Source organism: Streptomyces sp. NPDC003016, assembly GCF_053591455.1.
In genome coordinates this window covers 1-22,918 of the sequence record NZ_JBSFTV010000060.1, presented here as the reverse complement: position 1 = coordinate 22,918, position 22,918 = coordinate 1, and the positions used below count along the sequence as shown (strand labels likewise).

At 70.1% G+C, this 22,918-nt stretch carries 18 protein-coding genes; 2 read left to right on the top strand and 16 right to left on the bottom strand.

Features of this window, described 5'->3' with window-relative positions:
• Positions 1 to 4: 4 nt before the first annotated feature.
• The gene (locus ACWDZ4_RS32820) at positions 5 to 1,315 is read right to left on the bottom strand and encodes a carboxylate--amine ligase (protein WP_451512035.1); all 1,311 of its coding nucleotides are present in this window, start codon (positions 1,313 to 1,315) and stop codon (positions 5 to 7) included.
• A 210-nt stretch (positions 1,316 to 1,525) separates the two neighbouring features.
• Between ACWDZ4_RS32820 and fahA the strand changes: the two genes are divergently transcribed.
• Entirely contained in the window at positions 1,526 to 2,752 is a 1,227-nt protein-coding gene (fahA, locus tag ACWDZ4_RS32815) for a fumarylacetoacetase (RefSeq protein ID WP_451512034.1), read from the top strand.
• A gap of 85 nt (positions 2,753 to 2,837) precedes the next feature.
• On the opposite strand, the gene recQ is transcribed toward fahA, so the two are convergent.
• From recQ to ACWDZ4_RS32740, 15 genes are all read right to left on the bottom strand, one after another.
• Entirely contained in the window at positions 2,838 to 4,940 is a 2,103-nt protein-coding gene (recQ, locus tag ACWDZ4_RS32810) for a DNA helicase RecQ (RefSeq protein WP_451512033.1), read from the bottom strand.
• A gap of 142 nt (positions 4,941 to 5,082) precedes the next feature.
• Positions 5,083 to 6,738: an NADH-quinone oxidoreductase subunit NuoN gene (nuoN, locus tag ACWDZ4_RS32805; RefSeq protein ID WP_451512032.1), complete on the bottom strand. Its 1,656-nt coding sequence runs from the start codon at positions 6,736 to 6,738 to the stop codon at positions 5,083 to 5,085.
• Entirely contained in the window at positions 6,735 to 8,354 is a 1,620-nt protein-coding gene (locus ACWDZ4_RS32800; protein ID WP_451512031.1) for an NADH-quinone oxidoreductase subunit M, read from the bottom strand. Before ACWDZ4_RS32800 ends, nuoN begins: the two co-directional genes overlap by 4 nt.
• A gap of 5 nt (positions 8,355 to 8,359) precedes the next feature.
• Entirely contained in the window at positions 8,360 to 10,312 is a 1,953-nt protein-coding gene (nuoL, locus tag ACWDZ4_RS32795) for an NADH-quinone oxidoreductase subunit L (RefSeq protein WP_451512030.1), read from the bottom strand.
• A gap of 15 nt (positions 10,313 to 10,327) precedes the next feature.
• The gene (gene nuoK, locus ACWDZ4_RS32790; RefSeq protein ID WP_451512029.1) at positions 10,328 to 10,627 is read right to left on the bottom strand and encodes an NADH-quinone oxidoreductase subunit NuoK; all 300 of its coding nucleotides are present in this window, start codon (positions 10,625 to 10,627) and stop codon (positions 10,328 to 10,330) included.
• The gene (locus ACWDZ4_RS32785) at positions 10,624 to 11,481 is read right to left on the bottom strand and encodes an NADH-quinone oxidoreductase subunit J (RefSeq protein WP_451512028.1); all 858 of its coding nucleotides are present in this window, start codon (positions 11,479 to 11,481) and stop codon (positions 10,624 to 10,626) included. Before ACWDZ4_RS32785 ends, nuoK begins: the two co-directional genes overlap by 4 nt.
• Positions 11,478 to 12,095: an NADH-quinone oxidoreductase subunit NuoI gene (gene nuoI, locus ACWDZ4_RS32780; protein WP_451512027.1), complete on the bottom strand. Its 618-nt coding sequence runs from the start codon at positions 12,093 to 12,095 to the stop codon at positions 11,478 to 11,480. The genes ACWDZ4_RS32785 and nuoI overlap by 4 nt, the downstream gene beginning before the upstream one ends.
• Positions 12,088 to 13,440, bottom strand: coding sequence for an NADH-quinone oxidoreductase subunit NuoH (nuoH, locus tag ACWDZ4_RS32775; RefSeq protein ID WP_451512047.1), 1,353 nt, complete (start codon positions 13,438 to 13,440; stop codon positions 12,088 to 12,090). Before nuoH ends, nuoI begins: the two co-directional genes overlap by 8 nt.
• A 5-nt stretch (positions 13,441 to 13,445) precedes the next feature.
• Positions 13,446 to 15,962 (bottom strand): NADH-quinone oxidoreductase subunit G, encoded by a 2,517-nt coding sequence (locus tag ACWDZ4_RS32770; RefSeq protein WP_451512026.1) that lies wholly within the window; start codon positions 15,960 to 15,962, stop codon positions 13,446 to 13,448.
• Positions 15,959 to 17,344: an NADH-quinone oxidoreductase subunit NuoF gene (gene nuoF, locus ACWDZ4_RS32765; RefSeq protein WP_451512025.1), complete on the bottom strand. Its 1,386-nt coding sequence runs from the start codon at positions 17,342 to 17,344 to the stop codon at positions 15,959 to 15,961. Before nuoF ends, ACWDZ4_RS32770 begins: the two co-directional genes overlap by 4 nt.
• The gene (gene nuoE / locus ACWDZ4_RS32760; protein ID WP_451512046.1) at positions 17,344 to 18,168 is read right to left on the bottom strand and encodes an NADH-quinone oxidoreductase subunit NuoE; all 825 of its coding nucleotides are present in this window, start codon (positions 18,166 to 18,168) and stop codon (positions 17,344 to 17,346) included. Before nuoE ends, nuoF begins: the two co-directional genes overlap by 1 nt.
• A gap of 35 nt (positions 18,169 to 18,203) precedes the next feature.
• Positions 18,204 to 19,529: an NADH-quinone oxidoreductase subunit D gene (locus ACWDZ4_RS32755; RefSeq protein ID WP_451512024.1), complete on the bottom strand. Its 1,326-nt coding sequence runs from the start codon at positions 19,527 to 19,529 to the stop codon at positions 18,204 to 18,206.
• Positions 19,526 to 20,266, bottom strand: coding sequence for an NADH-quinone oxidoreductase subunit C (locus tag ACWDZ4_RS32750; protein WP_451512023.1), 741 nt, complete (start codon positions 20,264 to 20,266; stop codon positions 19,526 to 19,528). The genes ACWDZ4_RS32755 and ACWDZ4_RS32750 overlap by 4 nt, the downstream gene beginning before the upstream one ends.
• On the bottom strand, positions 20,263 to 20,817 hold the full coding sequence (locus ACWDZ4_RS32745; RefSeq protein ID WP_344496191.1) for a NuoB/complex I 20 kDa subunit family protein: 555 nt from the start codon (positions 20,815 to 20,817) through the stop codon (positions 20,263 to 20,265). The genes ACWDZ4_RS32750 and ACWDZ4_RS32745 overlap by 4 nt, the downstream gene beginning before the upstream one ends.
• Positions 20,818 to 20,835: 18 nt before the next feature.
• Complete coding sequence (locus tag ACWDZ4_RS32740; protein WP_003956195.1) at positions 20,836 to 21,195, bottom strand: NADH-quinone oxidoreductase subunit A; 360 nt, start codon at positions 21,193 to 21,195, stop codon at positions 20,836 to 20,838.
• A 708-nt stretch (positions 21,196 to 21,903) separates the two neighbouring features.
• On the opposite strand from ACWDZ4_RS32740, the gene ACWDZ4_RS32735 reads away from it, so the two are divergent.
• Positions 21,904 to 22,800: a C40 family peptidase gene (locus ACWDZ4_RS32735; RefSeq protein WP_451512022.1), complete on the top strand. Its 897-nt coding sequence runs from the start codon at positions 21,904 to 21,906 to the stop codon at positions 22,798 to 22,800.
• Positions 22,801 to 22,918 lie beyond the last annotated feature (118 nt).

Below are 22,918 nucleotides of genomic sequence, written 5' to 3'. Positions count from 1 at the left end.
GGTGTCACTGAGCGCTGCCGCCGCCCCTGCGGGCCGCCCGGTCACCGCGCCACATCTCGTACAGGTGCCTGGCACCCGGCCGTACGAACCGGGCCATCATCATGGCGACCGGCACCATGTCGTCGGCCGCGACCCACGCCAGCTCCGTACTGCCCGCCCGCACCGGCGCGTGCGGCGTCGTGTAGCCGCTGCGGCGGTACGCGAGGAGAGCCGCCAGGTCGATGTTCTCGACGACATAGCGGTGACCGGCCCGCTGCTCCCCCGCCGGAACCTTCCGGCCGGTCAGGTGCAGGTGCTGCGCCCTGACGACGTCGACGCCGGCCTCGCTCTCGAAGAGCCGGAACTGCGCGCCCATCCTCGGGTTGAAGTCCAGCAGTTTGTACCGCCCGTCGCGCCGGTCGAAGCGCAGATCGAGGTCGGCGACGCCGCTGAACCCGATCCGCTTGGCGAACCGGGCGGCCAGCTCCGCCAGTTCGGGGTTGGCCACGACGTACGCGTTCGCCGTCATGCCCGCGTGCGGCGGCCACGACCGCACCTTCACCCCGGTGAACATCGCCAGCGCCGTACTGTCCGCGTCGAAATAGGCGTGGACGATCCAGTCCTCGGCCTCTTCGCGCGGCAGGTACTCCTGGAGGATGACGCCGGGGCGCTCGCCCCACCCGCGCGCCAGCGCGAGGAGCCGCCCGGGCGACTCGATACGCGTGGTGCCGCCGACGGCGGGCCGCTCGCGGCGTACGAACGCCTCCCGGTTCTTGGCCACGACCGGGAAGCGCGCCCCGGCCGCGAACGCCTCCACGTCGGCGTACGTGTCGGGAAAGGCCGCCGCCGGCGACGGCACGCCGTGCTCGACGCACAGCTCGTGCAGCCCCTGCTTGCTGGCGAGGCGACGCGGCAGCCCGGCGTCGACCCGCGGGAACAGGAACGGGCCCGCGAGCGCGTCCCGGTGCTCGGCGATGAGCACCGCCGCCTCCTCGTCCGTGGGGACGAGCACGGTCGGCCGCCCGATCCGGCGCCCGATCCGCAGCAGCCCCTCCACGAGCCGCTCGGGCTCTTCCGTCCCCGTGGTCGGCCAGACGAAGGCGCGCTCCAGATAGCGGGAGAGCGCGGCCGGGGTCCACCGGTCCTCGGTGACGGCGTACATGGGGACGCCGAGCCTGCCCAGGCTGCGGATCGCTCCCACCCCGCCGTGGTGCAGCGGGTAGCTCCCGATCTTCACGATCAGCCCGGGCACGTCCCGGTCAGGCGTGAAGGGAGCACTTCCGAATCGCGCACTCGTGAATCGCGTACTTGTGGATCGCGCACTCGTGAAACGCATACTCGTGAAACGCGCACTGCGGCTCGCCACCCGTCCCCCTACCACACGGCCCGCCCCAACACCCCTGTCCGTGTCCCCGAAGGACGCTAAGCCGGAATTCCCGCCTCCAGCAAGGTCTTTTCGGACATTGCGAACTCTTTAGGCACTGCCGTCACAGGCGGCTCCCACGTAACGTGTTCCCACCACGACCTGGAAAGCGAGGCAGCACCGATGCCCGAGCAGAGCCCGCTCGACCTTGCCGAAGGCGACCTCTTCGGCCCGCACAACCTCCCTTACGGCGTCTTCTCCACCGCGGACGAGCCCGAGCGCCGCCGGGTCGGTGTCCGTATCGGCGGCCATGTGCTGGACGCGGGGGCGGCCGCCCTCACCCTGGGCTCTCCGTACGCCGCGCTGCTCGCCCAGCCCTCGCTCAACCCGCTGCTCGCGGCGGGGCGTACCGCGTGGCGCGACGTGCGCCGCGCGCTCACCGCCTGGGTGACGAGCCCCGCGCACCGCGCCGACATCGAGCCCCTGCTGCACCCTCTCACCGCGGTCACGCTGCACCTGCCGTACGACGTCGCGGACTACGTCGACTTCTACGCGAGCGAGCACCACGCCACCAACGTGGGCAGGATCTTCCGCCCCGACGGCGACGCGCTGACCCCCAACTGGAAGCACCTGCCGATCGGTTACCACGGCCGGTCCGGCACGGTCGTGGTCTCCGGTACGGACGTGGTGCGCCCCCACGGCCAGCGCAAGACGCCGGCCGGCCCGGCCCCCGTCTTCGGCCCCTCCGTCAAGCTCGACATCGAAGCGGAGGTCGGCTTCGTGGTCGGCACCCCTTCCCCGCACGGCACGCCGGTCCCGCTCGCGGACTTCCGGGACCACGTCTTCGGACTGTTCCTCCTCAACGACTGGTCGGCGCGGGACATCCAGGCCTGGGAGTACGTCCCCCTCGGCCCCTTCCTCGGCAAGTCCTTCGCCACGTCGGTGTCGGCGTGGGTGACTCCCCTGGAAGCACTGGACACCGCCCAGGTGGCGCCCCCGGCCCGCGACTTCCCCCTCCTCCCCTATCTCGACGACTCCGAGGAGGAGGAGCCCGGCGGCTACGACATCCGCATCGAGGTGAAGATCAACGGCGAGGTGGTCTCCACTCCGCCCTTCTCCACCATGTACTGGACGGCGGCGCAGCAGCTGGCCCAGATGACGGTGAACGGCGCGTCGCTGCGCACGGGCGACCTCTTCGGCTCCGGCACGGTCAGCGGCCCCGAGGTCAACGAACGCGGCTCCCTCCTGGAGCTCACCTGGAACGGCCGCGACCCGCTCGAACTCCCCACCGGAAAGCGGACGTTCCTGGAGGACGGCGACGAGGTCACGATGACGGCGTGGGCACCGGGTCCGCACGGCACGAGGGTGGGACTGGGCGAGGTGACGGGCCGCATCACCCCGGCCCGCTGACACCTCCGACGGGACGCCTTCGGGGCACCGGGGTGCCGCTGCGCGGCGTGGGGAGAAGCTCCGCGCAGCGGCCCGAGCCCGCCCACTACGCCGGACCGGAGAACTCCGGCTCGTCCCAGTCCGGCTCCTCGTCCCAGTCCCACTCCTCCGCGCCCGCGCCCGCGGCGGCGACCGGCACCACCGCCCCGGCCCGGCCCCCCGGGGCCGCAGAGGCCACCGGGGCCACCGCAGCCCCAGCCGCAGCGTCCACCGGGGCCTCCCTCGTCGCACCGCCCGCAGGCGACGGCCCGGGGGCCTCCGCCTCCGCACCCCCCAGCGAGGCCAGCACCCCCAGCACCCCTTCCCCGTACGTGGCCAGCTTCTTCTCGCCGAGCCCGGCGACACCGCCCAGCTCCGCCACCGACCCCGGCCGCACCGTCGCGATCTCGCGCAGGGTCGCGTCGTGGAAGATCACGTACGCCGGTACGCCCTGCTCCCGCGCCTGCTCCGCGCGCCACGCCCGCAGCGCTTCGAAGACCGGCACCGCCTCCGCCGGCAGATCCGCCTTGGCGGCCGCCGCCTTCGCCCTGCGCTCGCCCTTCGCGGCCCCGGACCGCGCGGCCGGGACCGGCTTCGCCTCCTTGCGCAGGCGCACCTCACGCTCCCGGCTCAGCACCGACGCGCTCTCGTCCGTCATGACCAGCGTGCCGTACTCGCCCTCGACCGCCAGCAGGCCCTGTGCCAGCATCTGCCGCACCACGCCCCGCCACTCCGCCTCCGCCAGATCGTCGCCGATGCCGAAGACCGACAGCTGGTCGTGGTCGAACTGGATCACCTTGGCGGTCTTGCGGCCCAGCAGGATGTCGATGATCTGGCCCGCGCCGAACTTCTGCCTGCGCTCCCGCTGCAACCGCACGATCGTGGACAGGACCTTCTGCGCCGGCACCGTGCCGTCCCACGTCTCGGGCGGGATCAGGCAGGTGTCGCAGTTGCCGCAGGCGGCCGCCTCGGGGTCCTGCCCGAAGTACGCCAGCAGCTGGGCCCGCCGGCACTGCGCGGTCTCGCAGAGCGCGAGCATCGCGTCCAGATGGGAGGCGGCCCGCCGGCGGAACGCCTCGTCGCCCTCGCCGCTCTGGATCATCTTGCGCTGCTGCACCACGTCCTGGAGGCCGTACGCCATCCAGGCCGTCGACGGCATCCCGTCGCGCCCGGCGCGGCCCGTCTCCTGGTAGTAGCCCTCGACCGACTTCGGCAGGTCGAGGTGGGCGACGAACCGCACGTCCGGCTTGTCGATGCCCATGCCGAAGGCGATGGTCGCCACGACCACCAGGCCCTCCTCCCGCAGGAACCGGGACTGGTGCGCGGCGCGCGTCCCCCCGTCGAGCCCCGCGTGGTACGGCACGGCCTCGATGCCGTTGCGGCAGAGGAACTCCGCCGTCTTGTCGACCGAATTGCGCGAGAGGCAGTAGACGATGCCCGCGTCCCCCGGGTGCTCCTCCCGCAGGAAGGACAGCAGCTGCTTCTTCGGGTCGGACTTCCCCACGATCCGGTACTGGATGTTGGGGCGGTCGAAGCTCGCCACGAAGTGCCGGGCCTGCGGCATCCCGAGCCGCTGGGTGATCTCGCGGTGGGTGGCGTCCGTCGCGGTCGCCGTGAGCGCGATCCGCGGCACCTCCGGCCACCGTTGGCCCAGCACCGACAGGTTCAGGTAGTCCGGCCGGAAGTCGTGGCCCCACTGGGCCACGCAGTGCGCCTCGTCGATCGCGAACACCGAGATCTTGGCCCGGCCGATCAGGTCCAGGGTGGAGTCCAGGCGCAGCCGCTCCGGTGCCAGGTAGAGGAGGTCCAGCTCCCCGGCGAGGAACTCCGCCTCCATCGCGCGCCGCTCGTCGAAGTCCTGCGTGGAGTTGATGAACCCGGCCCGCACACCGAGCGCCCGCAACGCGTCGACCTGGTCCTGCATGAGTGCGATGAGAGGGGAGATCACGATGCCCGTACCGGGCCTGACCAGCGCGGGGATCTGGTAGCACAGCGACTTTCCGCCGCCGGTCGGCATCAGCACGACCGCGTCCCCGCCGGCCACCACATGCTCGATGACCGCGGCCTGCTCACCGCGGAACGCCTCGTACCCGAAGACGCGGTGCAGCGTCTCCAGCGCGTCGCTGCGCGTCACCTCGCCGGCCTCGACCATGCCACCCGTCCCGTTCATCGCTCTGTCCCCCGTACGTACCGTGCCCGGCTCCCCACGATAGGGGCACCCACTGACACCCCCACCCGAAAGCAGCCGCCCGGCACCCCTGCGAGGAGGGACACCGGGCGGCGGTCGTGCCCGTACGGAGCACGGCAGAAGGTCAGCGGACGAAGACTCCCGCCTGGCCGGCCAGGTCCAGGAAGTACTGGGGCGCGAGACCGAGCACCAGCGTCACCACGACGCCCGTCCCGATCGCCACCATCGTCAGCGGCGACGGCACGGCGACCGTCGGGCCGTCCGTCTTCGGCTCGCTGAAGAACATCAGGACGATCACCCGGATGTAGAAGAACGCGGCGATCGCCGACGAGACCACACCGACCACGACCAGCGCCCCGGCGCCGCCCTCGGCCGCCGCCTTGAAGACCGCGAACTTCCCCGAGAAGCCCGACGTCAGCGGGATGCCGGCGAAGGCCAGCAGGAACACCGCGAAGACGGCGGCCACCAGGGGCGAGCGCCGCCCCAGCCCCGCCCACTTCGACAGATGCGTCGCCTCGCCGCCCGCGTCGCGCACCAGCGTGACGACGGCGAAGGCGCCGATCGTCGTGAAGGAGTACGCGAGCAGGTAGAAGAGGACGGCCGAGACGCCCTCGCCCGTGGTCGCGATCACACCGGCCAGGATGAATCCGGCGTGCGCGATCGAGGAGTACGCCAGGAGCCGCTTGATGTCGGTCTGGGTGATCGCGACGATCGCGCCGCCCAGCATGGTGACGATCGCGATGCCCCACATCACGGGGCGCCAGTCCCAGCGCAGGCCCGGCAGCACGACGTACAGCAGCCGCAGCAGCGCGCCGAAGGCCGCCACCTTGGTCGCCGCCGCCATGAAACCGGTGACCGGGGTCGGAGCGCCCTGGTAGACGTCCGGGGTCCACATGTGGAACGGCACCGCGCCGACCTTGAAGAGCAGGCCCATCAGGATCATCGCGGCGCCGATGAGCAGCAGCGCGTCGTTGCCCATGGTGTCGGCGAGCGCCGGGTCGATCTGCTTGACCGTGCCGTCGACGACGCTCGCGATCCTCGCGTACGAGAGCGAGCCCGCGTATCCGTACATCAGCGCGATGCCGAAGAGCAGGAACGCCGACGAGAAGGAGCCGAGGAGGAAGTACTTCACCGCGGCCTCCTGCGACAGCAGTCGCTTGCGGCGGGCGACGGCGCACAGCAGGTACAGCGGGAGCGAGAAGACCTCCAGCGCCACGAACAGCGTCAGCAGGTCGTTGGCCGCCGGGAAGACGAGCATCCCGGCGATCGCGAAGAGCGCGAGCGGAAAGACCTCGGTGGTGGTGAATCCGGCCTTGACCGCGGCCTTCTCACTGTCACTTCCGGGTACGGACGCGGCCTGGGCCGCGAACGAGTCGACGCGGTTGCCGTGCGCGTCCGGGTCGAGCCTGCGCTCGGCGAAGGTGAACACGGCGACCATCGAGGCCAGCAGGATCGTGCCCTGGAGGAAGAGCGCCGGGCCGTCGACCGCGATGGCGCCCTCCGCCGCGATCTGCGCCTTCGTGGTGCCGTATCCGCCGGCCGCGAGCGCCACGACCGCCGCGAAGGCGGCGGCGAGGGCGACGACCGACAGGAACAGCTGCGCGTAGTACCGGGCCTTGCGCGGTACGAAGGCCTCGGCGAGTACGCCGAGCACCGCCGCGCCGACGACGATGAGCGTCGGCGACAGCTGCGCGTACTCGATGTGCGGGGCCGTGAAACCGCCTTGGGCGGCGGGCGCCGCGACCGTCGTCCACAGACCGTGGACAGCTGATGCGCTCACTTGGCCGCCTCCGCTTCAATCTCGGGGGTGGGGTCCGTCTTACGGACGTCGTTCATGGTGTGCTGCACGGCCGGGTTGACGATGTCCGCCAGCGGCTTGGGAAAGACGCCGAGGAGCAGCAGCAGCGCGATCAGCGGGGCGACGACCACGAGCTCACGGGCCTTGAGGTCGGGCATGGCCCGCACCTCGTCCTTGACCGGGCCCGTCATCGTCCGCTGGTAGAGGACGAGTGTGTACAGAGCGGCGAGGACGATGCCCAGGGTCGCGATGACACCGGCCACCGGATACGCCGCGAACGCGCCGACCAGCACCAGGAATTCGCTGACGAAGGGGGCCAGCCCCGGCATGGACAGCGTCGCGAGACCGCCGATCAGGAAGGTGCCCGCGAGCACCGGGGCCACCTTCTGCACCCCGCCGTAGTCGGCGATGAGCCGCGAGCCGCGCCGCGAGATCAGGAACCCGGCCACCAGCATCAGCGCGGCGGTCGAGATTCCGTGGTTGACCATGTAGAGCGTCGCGCCCGACTGGCCCTGGGACGTCATCACGAAGATGCCCAGGATGATGAAGCCGAAGTGCGAGATCGACGCGTACGCGATCAGGCGCTTGATGTCGCGCTGGCCGACGGCGACCAGCGCGCCGTAGACGATGCTGATCAGCGCCAGCACGATGACGGCGGGCGTCGCCCACTCGCTGGCGTTGGGGAAGAGCTGGAGGCAGAAGCGCAGCATCGCGAAAGTGCCGACCTTGTCGACGACCGCGGTGATCAGCACGGCGACCGGGGCGGTCGCCTCTCCCATGGCGTTGGGCAGCCAGGTGTGCAGCGGCCACAGCGGCGCCTTCACCGCGAACGCGAAGAAGAAGCCGAGGAAGAGCAACCGCTCCGTGGTGGCCGCCATCTCCAGCTCGCCGCTCGCGCGCGCCTCGGCGATCTCCGCGAGCGAGAAGGTCCCGGCGACCACGTACAGCCCGATGACGGCGGCCAGCATGATGAGGCCGCCGGCCAGGTTGTAGAGGAGGAACTTGACGGCGGCGTAGGAGCGCTGGGCCGCCGCCGTCCCGTCGGTGCCCGCGTGCGCCCGGTCTCCGAAGCCGCCGATGAGGAAGTACATCGGGATGAGCATGGCTTCGAAGAAGATGTAGAAGAGGAAGACGTCGGTGGCCTCGAAGGAGATGATCACCATCGCCTCGACCATCAGGATCAGGGCGAAGAAGCCCTGGGTCGGCCGCCATGTGTAGGGGGCCTTGGTTTCGACGGGGCCTCCCCCGCTCGAACCGGGCCGAGAGCCCGGGGAAGGGTCGGCGTCGTTCCAGCCGGCCAGGATCACGAACGGGATCAGCAGGGCGGTCAGCGCGATCAGCGCGACGCCGATGCCGTCCACGCCCAGCTCGTACCTGACCCCGAAGTCCGGGATCCAGGCGTGGGACTCGGTGAGCTGGTAGCGGTCGCCGGCGGGCTCGAAGCGGACGACCACCAGGGCCGCCAGGACGAGCGTCGCGAGCGAGAAGAGCAGCGCCAGCCACTTGGCGGCGGTACGGCGGGCGGCCGGCACGGCGGCGGTCAGGACCGCACCGACCGCCGGGAGCGCCGCCGTGACCGTCAGAAGGGGAAAAGACATCGTGATCAGACCGCCCTCATCAGCAGGGTCGCGGCGATGAGGATCGCCGTACCGCCGAACATCGAGACCGCGTACGAGCGGGCGTAGCCGTTCTGCAGCTTGCGCAGCCGGCCGGAGAGCCCGCCGACCGAGGCCGCCGTCCCGTTGACGACCCCGTCGACCAGGGTGTGGTCGACGTAGACCAGGGAGCGGGTGAGGTGCTCGCCGCCGCGGACCAGGACGACGTGGTTGAAGTCGTCCTGGAGGAGGTCGCGCCGGGCGGCGCGGGTCAGCAGCGAGCCGCGCGGGGCGACGACCGGGACGGGCCCCCGGCCGTACTGGGCGTACGCGGCCGCGACACCGATCAGCAGGACGGCGACCGTCATCGCCGTGATCAGCGGGACGCTGATCGGCGGGTGCGGGTGTTCGAACTGCGTGACCGGAGCCAGCCAGTTCGCGAACCGGTCGCCGATGCTGAAGAACCCGCCCGCGAACACCGACCCGAAGGCGAGCACGATCATCGGGACCGTCATCGACCGGGGCGACTCGTGCGGGTGCGGCTCTCCGTGGGCGCCGTGCGTCTCGGCGGCGGGCTCGACGTCCGGCTCCGCCGGGGAGGCGGTCGCCGTGTCGCGCCACCGCTCCTCGCCGAAGAACGTCATCAGCATCACGCGCGTCATGTAGTACGCCGTGATGCCCGCACCCAGCAGGGTCACGGTGCCGAGGATCCAGCCCTGCGCGCCGCCGGAGGCGAACGCCGCCTCGATGATCTTGTCCTTGGAGAAGAAGCCGGACAGCCCCGGGAAGCCGATGATCGCGAGGTAGCCGAGGCCGAACGTCACGAACGTCACCGGCATGTACTTCCGCAGGCCGCCGTACTTCCTCATGTCGACCTCGTCGTTCATGCCGTGCATGACCGATCCGGCGCCGAGGAAGAGGCCCGCCTTGAAGAAGCCGTGCGTCACCAGGTGCATGATCGCGAAGGCGTAGCCGATCGGACCGAGGCCCGCCGCCAGGATCATGTAGCCGATCTGCGACATCGTGGAGCCGGCCAGTGCCTTCTTGATGTCGTCCTTCGCGCAACCGACGATCGCACCGAAGAGGAGCGTGACCGCGCCGACCGTCACGACGGCCAGCTGCGCGTCGGGGGCGGCGTTGAAGATCGCGCCGGAGCGGGTGATGAGGTAGACGCCGGCGGTCACCATGGTGGCGGCGTGGATGAGGGCCGAGACCGGGGTCGGGCCCTCCATCGCGTCACCGAGCCACGACTGGAGGGGCACCTGCGCCGACTTGCCGCACGCGGCCAGCAGCAGCATCAGCCCGATGGCCGTGAGCTTGCCCTCGCCGGTGTCCCCGTTCGCGGACGCCTCCAGGACCGGCCCGAAGGCGAAGGTCCCGAAGGTGGTGAACATCAGCATGATCGCGACGGACAGGCCCATGTCGCCGACGCGGTTGACGATGAACGCCTTCTTGGCCGCCGTCGCCGCGCTGGGCTTGTGCTGCCAGAAGCCGATGAGCAGGAACGACGCCAGACCGACGCCCTCCCACCCGGCGTACAGCAGCAGGTAGTTGTCGGCGACGACCAGCAGGAGCATCGCCGCGAGGAAGAGGTTCAGGTAGCCGAAGAAGCGGCGCCGGCGCTCGTCGTGCTCCATGTAGCCGATCGAGTAGATGTGGATCAGCGTGCCCACACCGGTGATCAGCAGCACGAACGTCATCGACAACTGGTCGAGCTGGAAGGCGACGTCAGCCTGGAAGCCCTCGACGGGAATCCAGCTGAACAGGTGCTGGCGCATCGTCCGCGCCTCGGCGTCGTACCCCAGCATCGCGCCGAACAGCACCACGCCGACCACGAACGAGGCCGCCGCGAGCAGCGTGCCGATCCAGTGGCCCGCGCGGTCGAGCCGCCGGCCGCCGCACAGCAGGACCGCCGCTCCGAGCAAAGGCGCTGCGACGAGCAGCGCAATCAAGTTCTCCACGATTCTTGCGACCCCTTACAGCTTCATCAGGCCGGCGTCGTCGACCGAGGCCGAGTGGCGGGACCGGAACAGCGACACGATGATCGCGAGACCCACCACGACCTCGGCGGCGGCGACGACCATCGTGAAGAACGCGGCGATCTGGCCGTCGAGATTGCCGTGCATCCGGGAGAAGGAGACGAACGCGAGGTTGCAGGCGTTGAGCATCAGCTCGATGCACATGAAGACGACGATCGCGTTCCGCCGGATCAGCACACCCGCCGCGCCGATGGTGAACAGCAGCGCCGCGAGGTAGAGATAGTTGACCGGGTTCACTTCGCGACCTCCGATTCGTCCTGGTCACGCCCGGTCCCATGGCCGGACTCGTGCCCGGATTCACGGCCGAGCCGCTCCGCGGCGCGCTGCTCCAGCGCCTTCAGGTCGGCCATTGCCTCGCTCGACACGTCGCGGATCTGACCGCGCCCGCGCAGCGTCTTGTTGACCGTGAGCTCGGACGGCGTGCCGTCCGGCAGCAGACCGGCGATGTCGACCGCGTTGTGCCGGGCGTACACACCGGGGGCGGGCAGCGGCGGCAGGTGCTTGCCGCGTACGCGCTCCTCGGACATCTCCCGCTGCGTCTTCGCGCGCTCGGTGCGCTCGCGGTGCGTGAGCACCATCGCGCCGACGGTCGCCGTGATGAGCAGGGCGCCGGTGAGCTCGAAGGCGAAGACGTACGTGGTGAAGATGAGCTCCGCGAGGCCCTCGACGTTGCCGCCGGCGGCGGCGTTGGCCCTGCCGAGCCCGTTGAAGGTGGAGAGCGAGGCCTGCCCGATGCCGGCGATCAGCAGGACGCCGAAGCCGAGGCCGCACCCCGCGGCCAGCCAGCGCTGGCCCTTGATCGTCTCCTTCAGGGAGTCCGCGGCCGTGACGCCGACCAGCATGACCACGAAGAGGAACAGCATCATGATCGCGCCGGTGTAGACGACGATCTGGACGACGCCGAGGAAGTACGCGCCGTTGGCGAGGTAGAAGACCGCCAGGATGATCATGGTCCCGGCCAGGCACAGCGCGCTGTGCACCGCCTTCTTCATCAGGATGGTGCACAGGGCCCCGATGACGGCGACCGTACCCAGCACCCAGAACTGCACGGCCTCGCCGGTCGAAGTGACCGAGGCGGCAAGAGCATTCATCCTCCGATCACCTTCTTCGACATCGGCTCGTCCTCGCCGAAGGTCGACGCGGCCTCCTGCGGCCGCTCACCCTTGCTCAGCGCCACCTGCCGCTCCGTGCCCGGCGCGGCCTCGGTGACCAGGCCCCGGTAGTAGTCCTGCTCGTCCATGCCGGGGAAGACCGAGTGCGGTGCCTCGACCATGCCTTCGTCCAGGCCGGCGAGCAGCTGCTCCTTGGTGTAGATCAGCGACTCGCGGCTGCTGTCGGCCAGTTCGAACTCGTTGGTCATCGTCAGCGCGCGAGTGGGGCACGCCTCGATGCACAGGCCGCACAGGATGCAGCGGGCGTAGTTGATCTGGTAGACGCGGCCGTAACGCTCGCCCGGGGAGTAGCGCTCCTCGTCCGTGTTGTCCGCGCCCTCGACATAGATCGCGTCGGCCGGGCAGGCCCAGGCGCACAGCTCGCACCCGATGCACTTCTCCAGGCCGTCCGGATGGCGGTTGAGCTGGTGCCGTCCGTGGAAGCGCGGCGCTGTCGTCTTCTGCTGCTCCGGGTACTGCTCGGTCAGCCGCTTCTTGAACATGGCCTTGAAGGTCACGCCGAAGCCGGCCACAGGATTCTGGAAGTCAGACACCGTCGGCCTCCTTTCCGTCACTTGTAGTGTCCGGCCCACCACTGACAATCAGCTCGCGCTCGTGGCGCGGCCGCCTGCGGGGCACCGGCGGCAGCTCCTGTCCCGGCAGCGGAGGCACCGGGAAGCCGCCCGCCATCGGGTCGAAGGCGGCCGGCTGTGCCGCGTCCTGCGCCGCCTTCTCCTTCTCCTTCTTGTCGCGGAAGATGTCGGCGACGAAGGAGAGGAGGAGGATCGCGACGATCGCTCCGGCGACGTAGAGCACGATGTTCTGGAACTCCATGTTCTCGTTGCGCATCGCGCGCACCGTGGCGACCAGCATCAGCCAGACCACCGAGACCGGGATCAGGACCTTCCAGCCCAGCTTCATCAGCTGGTCGTAGCGCACGCGGGGGAGCGTGCCGCGCAGCCAGATGAAGAAGAAGAGCAGCAGCTGGACCTTGACGACGAACCAGAGCATCGGCCACCAGCCGTGGTTCGCGCCCTCCCAGAAGGTGGAGACGGGGTACGGGGCCCGCCAGCCGCCCAGGAAGAGGGTGACGGAGACCGCCGAGACGGTGACCATGTTGACGTACTCGGCCAGCATGAACAGCGCGAACTTGATAGACGAGTACTCGGTGTTGAAGCCGCCGACCAGGTCGCCCTCGGACTCCGGCATGTCGAAGGGGGCGCGGTTCGTCTCGCCCACCATCGTGACGACGTAGATGATGAAGGACACCGGCAGCAGGATGATGAACCAGCGGTCCTGCTGCGCCTCGACGATCGCCGAGGTCGACATCGACCCCGAGTAGAGGAACACCGAGGCGAAGGCCGCGCCCATCGCGATCTCGTACGAGATCATCTGCGCGCAGGAGCGCAGGCCGCCGAGGAGCGGGTACGTCGATCCGGACGACCAGCCCGCGAGCACGATGCCGTAGATGCCGACGGAGGCGACCGCGAGGATGTAGAGCATCGCGATCGGCAGGTCGGTCAGCTGCATCGTGGTGCGCTGCCCGAAGATCGAGACCTCGTTGCCGGCCGGGCCGAACGGGATGACCGCGATGGCCATGAAGGCCGGGATCGCCGCGACGACCGGAGCGAGGACGTAGACCACCTTGTCCGCGCGCTTGACGACCACGTCCTCCTTGAGCATCAGCTTGATGCCGTCCGCGAGGGACTGGAGGAGGCCCCAGGGGCCGTGCCGGTTGGGGCCGATGCGCAGCTGCATCCAGGCGACGACCTTGCGCTCCCACACGATGGAGAAGAGCACGGTGATCATCAGGAAGGCGAAGCAGAAGACCGCCTTGACGGCGACGAGCCACCACGGGTCGCGGCCGAACATGGACAGGTCCTCGGCCGCGAGGAACATCGGATTCACGCGATCACCTCCGGTGCGTCGGTGGCGGCGGTGGCGGCCGCCGGGCCGATGCGGACGACCTGCCCGGGCACCGCGCCGGTGTCGGAGGCGACTGAGCCGCCCACCGAGTTCAGCGGCAGCCACACCACGCGGTCCGGCATCGGCGTGACCCGGAGCGGCAGGCGGACCGTTCCGGCAGGGCCCGTGACGGCGAGCAGGTCGCCGTCCTTGACGCCCGTGCCGGCCGCGGTCGCCGCGGAGAGCCGGGCGACGGCCGCGTGACGGGTGCCCGCGAGGGCTTCGTCGCCGTCCTGGAGGCGGCCCTGGTCGAGCAGCAGCCGGTGGCCCGCGAGCACGGCCTCGCCGGCGCCGGGGTACGGCAGCGGGGCGGCGGGCTCGGCCGGGTCGGTGGCGTGGGCTCCGCCCCAGGCGCCGAGGCGGTCCAGTTCGCGGCGTACGGCACGTACGTCCGGCAGCGCCAGGTGTACGTCGAGCGCGTCGGCCAGCATGTGCAGGACGCGGGCGTCGGCGGGGGCGAGCGTGCGCGTCATCTGGTCGGGCTTGAGTGCGGCCTCGAACATCCGGGCCCTGCCCTCCCAGTTGAGGAAGGTGCCGGGCTTCTCGGCCACGGCGGCCACCGGAAGGACGACGTCCGCCCGGTCCGTCACCTCGCTGGGCCGCAGCTCCAGGGAGACGATGAAACCGGCCTGGCCGAGGGCTTCACGCGCGCGCGGCGGGTCGGGGAGGTCCGCGACCTCGACGCCGCCGACGAGCAGGGCGGCCAGTTCACCGGTGGCCACGGCCTCGATGATCTGGCCGGTGTCGCGCCCGTAACGGCTCGGCAGTTCGGCCACGCCCCAGAGGGACGCCACCTCGTCCCGCGCGCGCGGGTCGGTGGCCGGGCGGCCGCCGGGCAGCAGCGAAGGCAGCGCGCCCGCCTCGACGGCGCCGCGCTCGCCCGCCCGGCGCGGGATCCACACCAGACACGCGCCGGTCGCGGTGGCGGCCCGTACGGCGGCGGTGTACGCGCCGGGCACGGCGGCCAGCCGCTCGCCGACGACGATCACGGCGCCTTCGCCGCGCAGCGCTTCGGCGGCGGCGTTCCCGTCGGTGCCGAGTTCGGTGCGGTCGGTGATCGCGTCGAGCCACTCGGGTTCGGTGCCGGGGGCGGCGGGGAGCAGCGTGCCGCCCGCCTTCGTCAGGCCGCGCGTGGCGTGCGTGGCGACGGCGAAGGTGCGCTGGCCGTGGATGCGGTGGGCCTTGCGCAGCCGCAGGAAGACGCCGGGCGCCTCCTCCTCGGACTCGATGCCGACGAGCAGGACGGCGGGCGCCTTCTCCAGCGCCGTGTACGTCGTCCCCGTACCGTCGAGGTCACGTCCGCGCCCGGCGACCCGGGACGCCAGGAAGTCGGCCTCCTCGCTGCTGTGCACGCGCGCGCGGAAGTCGATGTCGTTGGTGTCGAGGGCGATGCGGGCGAACTTGGCGTACGCGTACGCGTCTTCGACGGTCAGCCGGCCGCCGGTCAGGACACCGGCCCGCCCGCGCGCCGCCGAGAGCCCCCGGGCCGCCGCTTCGAGCGCCTCGGGCCAGCTCGCCGGCTCCAGTACGCCCGCCTCGCTCCGTACGAGCGGAGTGGTGAGCCGGTCGGGACGCTGGGCGTAACGGAAGCCGAAGCGCCCCTTGTCGCAGAGCCACTCCTCGTTGACCTCGGGGTCGTCGGCCGCCAGGCGCCGCATGACCTTGCCGCGCCGGTGGTCGGTGCGGGTCGCGCAGCCGCCCGCGCAGTGCTCGCAGACGGACGGCGACGACACGAGGTCGAAGGGCCGCGACCGGAAGCGGTACGCCGCCGAGGTCAGCGCGCCCACCGGGCAGATCTGGATGGTGTTCCCGGAGAAGTACGACTGGAAGGGGTCGCCCTCGCCGGTGCCGACCTGCTGGAGCGCGCCGCGCTCGATCAGCTCGATCATCGGGTCGCCCGCGACCTGGTGGGAGAAGCGGGTGCAGCGCGCGCACAGCACGCACCGCTCGCGGTCCAGCAGCACCTGGGTGGAGATGGGGACGGGCTTCTCGTACGTCCGCTTCTTCTTGTCGAAGCGGGAGTCCGGGTCGCCGTGGGACATGGCCTGGTTCTGGAGCGGGCACTCGCCGCCCTTGTCGCAGACCGGGCAGTCCAGCGGGTGGTTGATCAGCAGCAGTTCCATCACACCGCGCTGCGCCTTGTCGGCGACCGGCGAGGTGAGCTGGGACCTGACGACCATGCCGTCGGTGCAGGTGATCGTGCACGACGCCATGGGCTTGCGCTGGCCCTCGACCTCGACGATGCACTGGCGGCAGGCGCCGACCGGGTCGAGGAGCGGGTGGTCGCAGAAGCGCGGGATCTCGATGCCGAGCAGCTCGGCGGCGCGGATGACCAGCGTCCCCTTGGGGACGGAGATCGGGATGCCGTCGATGGTCAGCGAGACGGTGTTTTCGGGGGCTCGGGGCGGCCCCGCCGCCTCGCCGCCTCCGGAGGGAGCACTTGTCGTGACGGTCATGCGTTCACCTCCGTGGGGTGGGCGGGCTTGTCGGCCCAGACGGTCGACTTGGCCGGGTCGAAGGGACAGCCCTTGCCGGTGATGTGCTGCTCGTACTCCTCGCGGAAGTACTTGAGCGAGGAGAAGATCGGGGACGCGGCGCCGTCACCGAGGGCGCAGAAGGACTTGCCGTTGATGTTGTCGGCGATGTCGTTCAGCTTGTCGAGGTCGCTCATGCGGCCCTTGCCGGCCTCGATGTCGCGCAGCAGCTGCACGAGCCAGTACGTCCCTTCGCGGCAGGGCGTGCACTTGCCGCAGGACTCGTGGGCGTAGAACTCGGTCCAGCGGGTCACGGCCCGCACGACGCAGGTCGTCTCGTCGAAGCACTGGAGCGCCTTGGTGCCGAGCATCGAACCGGCGGCGCCCACGCCCTCGTAGTCGAGCGGGACGTCGAGGTGCTCGTCGGTGAACATCGGCGTCGAGGAGCCGCCGGGCGTCCAGAACTTCAGCCGGTGGCCGGCGCGGATGCCGCCGCTCATGTCGAGCAGCTGGCGCAGCGTGATGCCGAGCGGGGCCTCGTACTGGCCGGGGCTGGTGACGTGGCCGCTCAGCGAGTACAGCGTGAAGCCCGGGGACTTCTCACTGCCCATCGAACGGAACCACTCCTTGCCCCTGTGGAGGATCGCGGGAACGGACGCGATGGACTCGACGTTGTTCACCACAGTCGGACACGCGTAAAGACCCGCGACGGCAGGGAAGGGGGGACGGAGCCGGGGCTGGCCGCGCCGGCCTTCGAGCGAGTCGAGCAGTGCGGTCTCCTCACCGCAGATGTACGCGCCCGCGCCCGCGTGCACGGTGAGTTCGAGGTCGAGACCGCTGCCGAGGATGTTCTCGCCGAGGTAGCCCGCCGCGTATGCCTCGCGTACGGCCTCGTGCAGCCTGCGCAGTACGGGGACGACTTCACCGCGCAGGTAGATGAACGCGTGGTTCGACCGGATCGCGTAACAGGCGATCACGATGCCCTCGATGAGGGAATGCGGGTTCGCGAAGAGGAGCGGGATGTCCTTGCAGGTCCCCGGCTCCGACTCGTCGGCGTTGACCACGAGGTAGTGCGGCTTGCCGTCGCCCTGCGGGATGAACTGCCACTTCATGCCGGTGGGGAAGCCGGCGCCGCCCCGGCCGCGCAGACCGGAGTCCTTGACGTACGCGATGAGGTCGTCCGGCGACATGGCGAGGGCCTTGCGCAGGCCCTCGTACCCCTCGTGCCGCCGGTAGGTGTCCAGGGTCCAGGACTCGGGCTCGTCCCAGAACGCCGACAGGACGGGCGAGAGCAGCTTTTCCGGGCTGGTATCCCCCCCGGCCTCCGGCCGGGAGGTGCCCCCGTATTGGGTGGACAAGGTCATCACTCCCCCTCCTCGGCTTCCGGTCCGGCCGGGTGAGCGGGGTCGGACGCCGAGGTCTGCTGCGGAGCGTCGTGCGAGCTGAGGTGCTCGGACGGCGAAGGATCGTGCGGCGGCCCGTCCTGCTGCTGGGCCTCCCCGCGCGGGTGGACCACGCGGTGCTGCGGCGCCTCGCCCTTGGCGAGCCTGAGGCCGATGAGCGAGGCGGGCCCGGCGCCGCCCGTGGCCTCGACGGCACCCGGGCGCCCGTCGGGGAAGCCGGCCAGGATGCGGGCGGTCTCCTTGTACGTGCACAGGGGCGCGCCGCGGGTGGGCCGGACGGGCCGCCCGGCCCGCAGGTCGTCGACGAGGCGCTTGGCGGATTCGGGCGTCTGGTCGTCGAAGAACTCCCAGTTGACCATCACCACGGGCGCGAAGTCGCAGGCCGCGTTGCACTCGATGTGCTCGAGGGTGACCTTGCCGTCCTCGGTCGTCTCGTTGTTGCCGACGCCGAGGTGCTGCTTGAGCTCGTCGAAGATGGCGTCGCCGCCCATCACCGCGCACAGCGTGTTGGTGCAGACGCCCACCTGGTAGTCGCCGCCCGGCGTGCGCCGGTACATCGAGTAGAAGGTGGAGACGGCGGTGACCTCGGCGGTGGTCAGGCCCAGTGTCTCGGCGCAGAAGCGGACGCCGGTGCGGGTGACGTGGCCCTCCTGGGACTGTACGAGGTGCAGCAGCGGCAGCAGGGCGGACCGGCTGTCGGGGTAGCGGGCGATCACCTCCCTGGCGTCCGCGTCGAGCCGGGCGCGTACGTCGGCCGGGTAGTCGGGAGCGGGGAGCTGCGGCATCCCCAGGCTCACCTCTTGATTCGCTGGTGTGGCGGTCACCTGTCGACGCCTCCCATCACGGGGTCGATGGACGCGACGGCGACGATGACGTCGGCGACCTGGCCGCCCTCGCACATCGCCGCCATGGCCTGGAGGTTGGTGAAGGACGGGTCGCGGAAGTGGACCCGGTAGGGGCGGGTGCCGCCGTCGGACACGAGGTGGACGCCCAGCTCGCCCCTGGGCGACTCGACGGTGACGTACGCCTGTCCGGGCGGGACCCGGAAGCCCTCGGTCACCAGCTTGAAGTGGTGGATCAGGGCCTCCATGGAGGTGCCCATGATCTTCTTGATGTGGTCGAGCGAGTTGCCGAGGCCGTCCGGTCCGAGCGCGAGCTGCGCGGGCCAGGCGATCTTCTTGTCGGCGACCATCACGTCGCCCGGCTCCCGGAGCCGGTCCAGGCACTGCTCGACGATCCGCAGCGACTGCCGCATCTCTTCGAGCCGGATCAGGAAGCGGCCGTAGGAGTCGCAGGTGTCGGCGGTCGGCACCTCGAACTCGTACGTCTCGTAACCGCAGTAGGGGTCGGTCTTGCGCACGTCGTGCGGCAGGCCGGCCGAGCGCAGGACCGGGCCGGTCACGCCGAGCGCCATGCAGCCGGTGAGGTCGAGGTACCCGACGTCCTGCATGCGGGCCTTGAAGATCGGGTTGCCGGTGGCGAGCTTGTCGTACTCCGGCAGGTTCTTCTTCATGGTCTTCACGAGCTCGCGCAGCTGGTCCATCGCGCCCGGGGGCAGGTCCTGGGCGAGGCCGCCGGGGCGGATGAACGCGTGGTTCATGCGCAGGCCGGTGATCAGCTCGAAGGCATCGAGAATCACTTCACGATCACGGAATCCGTAGATCATGATCGTGGTCGCGCCCAGCTCCATGCCGCCGGTGGCGATGCACACCAGGTGCGAGGAGAGCCGGTTGAGCTCCATCAGCATCACGCGGATGACGCTCGCCCGGTCCGGGATCTGCTCCTCGATGCCGAGCAGCTTCTCGACGCCCAGGCAGTACGCCGCCTCGTTGAAGAACGGCGTCAGGTAGTCCATGCGCGTGACGAGGGTCGTGCCCTGCGTCCAGTTCCGGTACTCGGCGCTCTTCTCGATGCCGGTGTGGAGGTAGCCGATGCCGCAGCGGGCCTCGGTGACCGTCTCGCCGTCGATTTCGAGGATGAGCCGGAGCACGCCGTGCGTCGAGGGGTGCTGAGGGCCCATGTTGACGACGATGCGCTCGTCGTCGGCCTTGGTGGCGGCCTGGACGACCTCGTCCCAGTCGCCGCCGGTGACGGTGTATACGGGACCTTCGGTGGTCTCGCGCGCTGATGCGGGTGGGGTAGTCACGAGTACGACCTCCGCTGGTCCGGAGCCGGGATCTGGGCGCCCTTGTACTCGACGGGGATGCCGCCGAGCGAGTAGTCCTTGCGCTGCGGGAAGCCCTGCCAGTCGTCCGGCATCATGATCCGGGTGAGGGCGGGGTGCCCGTCGAAGACGAGGCCGAAGAAGTCGTACGTCTCGCGCTCGTGCCAGTCGTTGGTCGGGTAGACCGGGACCAGCGAGGGGACGTGCGGGTCGCTGTCCGGCGCGCTCGTCTCGAGGCGGATCAGCCGGCCGTGGGTGAGCGAGCGCAGGTGGTGGACGGCGTGCAGCTCGCGGCCCTTGTCCTCCAGGTAGTGGACGCCGCTGACGCCCGTGCAGAGCTCGAAGCGCAGGGCCGGGTCGTCGCGCAGCGTCCTGGCCACCTGCACCAGGTGTTCGCGGGCGATGTGGAAGGTGATCTCGCCGCGGTCGACGACGGTCTTCTCGATGGCGTTGTCCGGGAGGAGACCCTGCTCCTCCAGGGCGCCTTCGAGCTCGTCCGCGACCTCGTCGAACCACCCGCCGTACGGCCGCGGGCTGGCGCCGGGCAGCGTGACGACGCGCACGAGGCCGCCGTAGCCGCTCGTGTCGCCGCCGTTCTTGGCACCGAACATGCCCTTGCGTACGCCGATGACCTCGGCGGTGTCCTCGCGCTGGGCGGGGAGGCTGTTGCCCGGGGGGACGCCGTTGTCTCCGGGGGCGCCGTTGTTCTGCTCGCTCACCGCAGCAGCCCCTTCATCTCCATGGTGGGGAGCGCCTTGAGGGCCGCTTCCTCCGCCTCGCGGGCCGCTTCCTCCTGGTTCACCCCGAGCTTGGAGTTCTGAATCTTCTGGTGCAGCTTCAGAATCGAGTCGATCAGCATCTCGGGGCGGGGCGGGCAACCGGGCAGATAGATGTCGACAGGAACAATGTGATCAACACCCTGCACAATTGCGTAGTTATTGAACATCCCGCCTGAAGAGGCACAAACACCCATGGAAATAACCCACTTGGGGTTCGGCATCTGGTCGTAGACCTGCCGCAGCACCGGCGCCATCTTCTGGCTGACCCGGCCCGCCACGATCATCAGGTCGGCCTGGCGCGGCGAACCGCGGAACACCTCCATGCCGAAGCGGGCCAGGTCGTAACGGCCCGCGCCCGTCGTCATCATCTCGATGGCGCAGCAGGCGAGGCCGAAGGTCGCGGGGAAGACGGAGGATTTCCGCACCCAGCCCGCGGCCTGTTCGACGGTGGTCAGCAGAAAGCCGCTGGGCAGCTTCTCTTCGAGTCCCATTGGTGACCCCTCAGCCCCTCAGTCCCATTCCAGGCCGCCGCGCCGCCATACGTACGCGTAGGCAACGAAGACGGTGAGCACGAAGAGCAGCATCTCGACGAGCCCGAAAAGCCCCAGGGCGTCGAAGGAGACGGCCCAGGGATAGAGGAAGACGATCTCGATGTCGAAGACGATGAAGAGCATCGCCGTCAGGTAGTACTTGATCGGGAAGCGGCCGCCTCCGGCGGGCGTGGGTGTCGGCTCGATGCCGCACTCGTACGCTTCAAGCTTTGCCCGGTTGTAGCGCTTTGGGCCGATAAGCGTGGCCATGACCACGGAAAAGATCGCAAACCCTGCCCCGAGGGCGCCGAGCACGAGGATGGGCGCGTAGGCATTCACGCTCCTCGCTCCTTCCAGTCGTCCTTGACCGTTGGACCGCGCCGGAGCTTGCGTTTTCCGCCGCCTCCGCGATCTTCGCCACGCGAAGATCACGTACATGTGAGGCAGTTCACAAACCCGGCTGCTTCGCATCCTATGCCTGCCGGTCTGTGATCTGCGACACGGGGTACGACAACGTCTTTGTGATCTCCAACACCCGACGAAGGATCATGAAGTCGGATGAGCGGTGATCTTTATACGCGAAGCGCACGAGTGGTCACGAGACGTGACAAGCGAAGGTGTTACCGCTGGTCGGAGGCGCATTGCGCTATCAAGAGAGATGCGTGCAGGCAAATTCGCGGTGGACCCGCACCGGGTGATAGAGGACGCGCTCACCCCGGCGAGGGAGCTTCGCGTACGAATGTGGACGCGTGCGCGCTTTCACGAGCGCCGACCACCTCCCAGGGGCGCTTGATCTGTGACCTGCGTCACGCCAGGTCGGTCTCCATACAAGCGGGCTTGGCCAACAGTGTGAACGGATGGTAGGCGCCCGGCAATTGGGACGTATTGCGGAAAGGCCATGATCACAGGCATGATCGCGCATGCCCGTATTGCCCGTTACGGCGTCAATAAAGCCCGAGCGGCGTCCGATTCGGGCCGACGCGGGGCAACTGTGGCGCAGCCCACCTTTCTTGAAGGGAACCGCGAACCCCTGATAGCGGTTGTCCCATGTCCCTCACCGCTCACATACCCAGCCACCGGAAACCCCGCCGCAGCGCCTCCAAGGTCGCGCTCCGTGCCGGAGTTGCCGGTGGCGTCCTCAGCACCATCGCGGTGGCCGGTGCTGCCGGGCCGGCGAATGCCGAGCCGGTGACCGCGACCCTCGAGATGCCCACGATCACCGCGGACCTGGCGACCACCGTCGCCGTCTCCGCCGAGGCCACCCAGCAGGTCGCGCACGCCTACGACCTCCAGGCCCAGCAGGACGCCGCCGCCGAGAAGGCCGCGAAGACCGCGAAGAAGGCCAAGGCGGACGCCGAACGCAAGGCCGAGGCCGAGCGGAAGGCCGAAGAGGCCGCCAAGAAGAAGGCCGCCGAGGAAGCGGCCGCCAAGGAGGCGGCCGCCGAGAAGGCCGAGCAGGAGCGTGCCTCGCGCGCCGCGGAGCGCACGACGCTCAGCGCCTCCGCCGGTGACTCCGGCGTCTCCGTCAACACCTCCAGCTCCTCCTCGTCCTCGTCCTCGCCTTCCTCCTCCTCGTCCTCCACCGCCACGGGCAGCGCGGCGGCCGTGGTCGCCTTCGCGCGCGCCCAGGTCGGCGACGCGTACGTCTCCGGCGGCACCGGCCCCAACTCGTGGGACTGCTCCGGCCTCACCCAGGCCGCGTTCCGCTCGATCGGCGTCGACCTGCCGCGCGTCTCGCAGGCCCAGTCGACCGCGGGCACCCAGGTCGGCCTGGACAACCTCCAGCCGGGCGACATCCTCTACTGGGGCGGCGCGGGCAGCGCGTACCACGTGGGCATCTACGTGGGCGGCGGCAACTTCGTCGGCGCGCAGAACTCCGGTACCGGCGTGGTCGAGCGTCCCCTGGCGTACGACATGCCGACCGGCGCGGTCCGCGTGCTCTGACCGACCTCTTCTTCCTGCGACGGAGGGCCGTCGTTCCCGGGCCCGGCACGGCCAAGGGCCGGGTCATCCGGGCCGAGCACGACGTGAGTTCGCCCCGGCCGTACAGCCGCATCAACTC

Coding starts and splice junctions, on each gene's coding strand:
- ACWDZ4_RS32800 (WP_451512031.1), bottom strand. CDS start 8,354: ATGTCTTTTCCCCTTCTGACGGTCACGGCGGCGCTCCCGGCGGTCGGT.
- recQ (WP_451512033.1), bottom strand. CDS start 4,940: ATGAACGGGACGGGTGGCATGGTCGAGGCCGGCGAGGTGACGCGCAGC.
- nuoE (WP_451512046.1), bottom strand. CDS start 18,168: ATGCCGCAGCTCCCCGCTCCCGACTACCCGGCCGACGTACGCGCCCGG.
- ACWDZ4_RS32745 (WP_344496191.1), bottom strand. CDS start 20,817: ATGGGACTCGAAGAGAAGCTGCCCAGCGGCTTTCTGCTGACCACCGTC.
- ACWDZ4_RS32770 (WP_451512026.1), bottom strand. CDS start 15,962: ATGACCGTCACGACAAGTGCTCCCTCCGGAGGCGGCGAGGCGGCGGGG.
- nuoH (WP_451512047.1), bottom strand. CDS start 13,440: ATGTTCCTCGCGGCCGAGGACCTGTCCATGTTCGGCCGCGACCCGTGG.
- ACWDZ4_RS32785 (WP_451512028.1), bottom strand. CDS start 11,481: ATGAATGCTCTTGCCGCCTCGGTCACTTCGACCGGCGAGGCCGTGCAG.
- ACWDZ4_RS32820 (WP_451512035.1), bottom strand. CDS start 1,315: ATGCGTTTCACGAGTGCGCGATCCACAAGTACGCGATTCACGAGTGCG.
- fahA (WP_451512034.1), top strand. CDS start 1,526: ATGCCCGAGCAGAGCCCGCTCGACCTTGCCGAAGGCGACCTCTTCGGC.
- nuoF (WP_451512025.1), bottom strand. CDS start 17,344: ATGACCTTGTCCACCCAATACGGGGGCACCTCCCGGCCGGAGGCCGGG.
- ACWDZ4_RS32735 (WP_451512022.1), top strand. CDS start 21,904: ATGTCCCTCACCGCTCACATACCCAGCCACCGGAAACCCCGCCGCAGC.